4 protein-coding genes are annotated in these 4,669 nt (G+C 63.3%); 1 reads left to right on the top strand and 3 read right to left on the bottom strand.

Going from position 1 to position 4,669, the window contains the following annotated elements:
• Positions 1 to 2,064 (bottom strand): transglycosylase domain-containing protein (locus WCE35_RS00500; protein ID WP_424591394.1); only part of this gene is annotated, 2,064 nt, incomplete at its 3' end.
• Positions 2,065 to 2,203: 139 nt separating this feature from the next.
• Here WCE35_RS00500 and WCE35_RS00495 point away from each other — a divergent pair.
• Positions 2,204 to 2,629, top strand: a complete 426-nt coding sequence (locus tag WCE35_RS00495) for a DUF1330 domain-containing protein (RefSeq protein WP_424591393.1) — start codon at positions 2,204 to 2,206, stop codon at positions 2,627 to 2,629.
• A gap of 124 nt (positions 2,630 to 2,753) precedes the next feature.
• Here WCE35_RS00495 and WCE35_RS00490 read toward each other — a convergent pair whose 3' ends face one another.
• A complete protein-coding gene (locus WCE35_RS00490) occupies positions 2,754 to 3,980 on the bottom strand; it encodes an ABC transporter substrate-binding protein (protein ID WP_424591392.1) in 1,227 nt (408 codons plus the stop codon).
• Between the two features lie 147 nt (positions 3,981 to 4,127).
• Positions 4,128 to 4,490 (bottom strand): DUF1304 domain-containing protein, encoded by a 363-nt coding sequence (locus WCE35_RS00485; RefSeq protein WP_424591391.1) that lies wholly within the window; start codon positions 4,488 to 4,490, stop codon positions 4,128 to 4,130.
• Positions 4,491 to 4,669 lie beyond the last annotated feature (179 nt).

Below are 4,669 nucleotides of genomic sequence, written 5' to 3'. Positions count from 1 at the left end.
GTCCTGCGACGCGGTCTGAAACAGGTTCGAAAGCAAGCCGCCGCGCTGCGAACTCGGCAGTGCCGCCACCGGCACGCCCTGATGCGCCGCGCGCATGAAGCGGGTCCAGACTTCCACCGGCAGGCCGCCGCCGGTCGCTTTTTTGGTCGGCGAATTGTCGTCGTTGCCGAGCCAGACGCCGGTGACGAGATTGGCGGTGTAGCCGATGAACCAGGCGTCGCGGAAATCCTGGCTGGTGCCGGTCTTGCCGGCGGCCATCCAGCCGGGGATTTCGGCCTTGCGCGCGGTGCCGCTGACCAGCGTCTCCCGCATCATGGCGTTCATCATCGCGGCGCTGCGCGGCTCGATCACCTGACCAAGCTGGTTGGCGGGCCGATCATACAGCACCTTGCCCTCGCCGGTCCGGATTCGGGTCACGACATGCGGCGAGACGCCGAGGCCGCCATTGGCAAACGGCGCATAGGCGCCGACCAGCTCGATCACGGAAACTTCCGAGGTGCCGAGCGCGATCGAGGGGTTGGCATCGAGCTTTGACGAAATGCCGAGCCGGTGCGCGGTGCGCACGATGTTTTTCGGGCCGACCTCGAGGCCGAGCCGCACCGCGACCGTGTTGAGCGACATCGCCAGCGCCTGTGTCAGCGTCACCGCGCCAAAATACTCATGGCCGTAATTTTCGGGCTTCCAGCCCTTGATATCGAGCGGCGCATCCTGCCGCACCGTCTCCGGGGTCAGGCCCGCTTCGATCGCGGTGAGATAGACGAAGGGCTTGAATGCCGAGCCCGGCTGGCGTTTGGCGGTCACCGCACGGTTGTACTGGCTTTCGGCATAATTGCGCCCGCCCACCATGGCGCGCACCGCGCCGTCGGGCGACATCGCCACCAGCGCGCCCTGGTTGACATTGAATTTCACGCTCTTGGCCGCGAGCTCGTCGATGATGGCGGTCTCGGCCACGCTCTGCAGTTTCGGATCGATGGTGGTTTCGACCACGATGTTCTGGTCGATCTGACCGACGAGATCGTCGAGCACTTCGCCGATCCAGTCGGCGACATAATTGACGGTGCCGGCGCCGACGGGTTTTACGTTGATCGAAGGACGGCCGATCGAGGCCTGCGCCTGGGCGGCGGTGATGAAGCTGGCGTCCGCCATGGCCGCCAGCACGATCTGGGCGCGCTGGGCTGCGCCTTCCGGGTTGCGGTTCGGCGCCAGCCGCGACGGCGATTTGACCAGGCCCGCGAGCATGGCGGCTTCCGCGACCGTGACATTCTTCGCGGACTTGCCGAAATAGCGCTGCGCCGCGGCCTCGACGCCATAGGCGCCGGAGCCGAAATAGACCCGGTTGAGGTAGAGTTCGAGAATCTCCGATTTGGAATGCTTGCGCTCCAGCCAGAGCGCCAGTTCGACCTCCTGCAGCTTGCGCTGCAAGGTGCGTTCCTGGGTCAGGAACAGGTTTTTCGCGAGTTGCTGGGTCAGCGTCGAGCCGCCCTGCGATACGCCGCGACGCAGGAGGTTGGTCACCGCCGCGCGGGCAATGCCGACGGGATCGACGCCGTAATGCGAATAGAAGCGGCGGTCTTCGATGGCGATGAACGCTTGCGGCAGATAAGGCGGCAAATCATTCAGCGCGACATTGGCGCCGGTCATCTCGCCACGGGTCGCCAGCACGCTGCCGTCGAGGCCTGCGATCTGGATGGTAGGCGGGCGCTTTGGGATCTCAAGCGAATGGATCGCCGGCAGATGCGCCCCGACCCAGACCAGGACGCCGACGAGCGCGATCGCGGCCCACAGGCCGAGTACCGCGCCCCAGTACAGCAGGCGCGCGATGCCGCCGCGGCCGCGCGATTTCGATCGCCGCTGGCCGCCGCTTCGCGCCGCGCGGGGCTTGCATTCACGCGGTGGCTCGTCGTCGGCATCATCGGGTTGGCGTGCCGGCGGCGATTTCCTCGGACTGCCGTCGTCGGGCAAGACGCGGTCCTGCGGGCTGAGACGCAGCTCGCACAGCGCCGCGGCAAGCCCGAATTGCGGCTCCTTGCGTCCACCAGCCTTATTTTTTCGTCCCCACGCCATTCGCAAACGCCGCCCACACCGGTCCTGCCGCACGCTAGCGTTCGCGGTTTAAGGGCCGGTTACGCAAAGGTTAACGCCGGATTAGGAGGTGCGGCGACCTGTGCTAAACGGGGACAATCTGCCAGGCAGGGAGAGCTGGATGGGTTTCATCGATCCGACCAAGGAAGTCTTCGCGCAATTCAGGGCCAATGATCGCGACGGTCCGATCCACATGCTGAATCTGGTCCGGCTGCGAAAGCAGGCCGCGTATCCCGACGGCCGCCAGGCAACCGGCGCGGAAGCCTATGCGGCCTATGGCAGGGAAAGCGGGCCGGTGTTCGAACGGCTGGGCGGGCGGATCGTGTGGCAGGGCCGGTTCGAACTGATGCTGATCGGACCGGCGGACGAGCGCTGGGATCATTGCTTCATCGCCGAATATCCAGGCGTCGCGGCCTTCGCGGAGATGATCCGCGACCCGGCCTATCGCGAGGCGGTGAAACATCGGCAGGCGGCGGTCGAGGACTCGCGGCTGATCCGGCACGCCGTTCTCCCGGTCGGAAAGACCTTTGGCGAGATTCCGGAATAACGCACAGCGTTTTCGAGCGAAGTGGGCACCGGTTGGCGTGAAGAAAACGCGTCAAAAAAAATCAATCAAACAAAACGGCGGCCTCGAAGGGCCGCCGTTCTGCATTGCCGGCCATGCGAGGCAGCTAGCCTGCCGGGCCGCTGTCCTCGATGATCGGGCCGAACAGTTCCCAGCGTTCGCCGTTGAACTTCATCATCTGCATCTGCTTGTTGATGCGGTAGTCGGTCGGCGAGGTATTGGTGACCATGCCGGGCAGCGACAGGCTGCCGGTGACGTTTTTCAGGCTGGTCGCCTGCTTCATCACGTTCTCGCGCGTGAGATCGTCGCCGCACTGGCGCAGGATGTATACCAGCAGTTCCGCGGTCGAATAGCCGTAGGTGTTGACGGTGTTGAGCTTGTCGCCCTCCGGGTAGTACTTGTCCATGAAGGCGAAATAGGCCTTGATTCCGGCGTCGTCCTTCCATTGCGGATCGCCGGGGTCCTTGCCGTAATTGGTGCTGATGATGTCCTTGGAGATATCGAGGCCCGCGGGCTTGAGCGTGGCCGACACTGGGCTCGCATTGATGTCGAGAATGTGGACCGGCTTCCAGCCGAGGTCGGCGACCTTCTTGATCGCCTGGGCGGCGAATTTCGGCGTCGAGGCGTCATAGAGCAGGTCGGCACCGAGCGATTTCAGCTTCACGATCTGCGAATCGATGGTCGGATCGGTCAGCTCGTAGGACACCTCGCCAACGATCATGGTCGCGGCTTTCTCGCCGAGACCTGCCTTAAGGCCGATCAGGTAGTCACGGCCGAGGTCGTCATTCTGGTAGAGGACGCCGATCTTGGCGTTGGGGTGGTTTTGCAGAATGTACTTCGCGTAGATGCGGGCCTCGGACTGGTAGTTGGGATTGAACCCGATGGTCCAGGGCGCGTTTTGCGGATCCGAGAAGCGCGACGCGCCGGTGGCGGCGAGAAGCTGCGGCACCTTCTTCGCGTTGAGGTATTTCTGAACGGCGGCGTTCGAGGGCGTGCCGATGACCTGGAAGGTGAACAGGACCTCGTCGCTCTCCACCAGCTTGCGCACCTGCTCGACCGCTTTCGGCGGGCTGTAGGCGTCGTCATACTGGATCAGATTGATCTTGCGGCCGTTGATGCCGCCTTTCTCGTTGATCATGTTGATGTAGGCGGCCTGCGTCTTGCCGATGCCGGCATAGGCGGAGGCCGGGCCGCTGAACGGCACCGTCTGGCCAATCTTGATTTCGGTGTCGGTCGCGCCGGTATCGTATTTCTTCTGCGCGTAGGCTGACGAAGCCGACAGCGCGATCGCGACCGCCGTTGCGGTGACCAGATTGAAAATCCCGTTCCTCATATCGCTGCTTTCCTCGTCTGTTGTGATTGCGCCGATGATCTGGTCCGGAGGGCCTCTTACAGCCCTCGGCGGACGCCATCGCTGGCCGCGATAGTGGCGGAACGGTTGCTGCAATGCAAGACGAAGCGGCCGAAAACATCAATGATTTCAGGCCAGCCAGAGCAGGATCAACGCAAGCGCGGCGGGCGCCGCCTGCACATAGAGAATACGGCGGCTGACGGTGGCCGCGCCATAAATACCGGCAACGATCATGCAGAGCAGAAAGAATGTTTTGATCTGGAACGCAAAGTCCGGGGTGCCGTGGATCAGACCCCAGACCAGGCCGGCGGCGAGGAAGCCATTATAGAGTCCCTGGTTGGCCGCCAGCACCGCGGAATCGGTCGCCTTCTCGATCGAATTGCGAAACGTCTTCAGCCCCAGCGGCCTGGTCCAGAGAAACATCTCCAGAATCAGAAAATAAACATGCAGCGCGGCGACCAGCGCGACCACCAGATTGGCGATCCAGATCATGTTGCGATCCCCCCAAATCCGACAGCCTGATTTCGGGTGGACGCTAGCACGCGCGCGCGAAACGTGCGGTTGCCTGCCATGATTTTCGGTGCATTGATGATTGGCGCGTGATGGACGCTCGATATCTCAATTCGTCATTCCGGGATGCGCCGATAGGCGCAGGCCCGGAATCCATACTC

Origin of the sequence: Bradyrhizobium sp., from assembly GCF_049691595.1 — a bacterium.
GTDB lineage: Bacteria > Pseudomonadota > Alphaproteobacteria > Rhizobiales > Xanthobacteraceae > Bradyrhizobium.
Note: the sequence above shows the minus strand (reverse complement) of the source record. Positions and strands in the feature narration are given on the sequence as shown.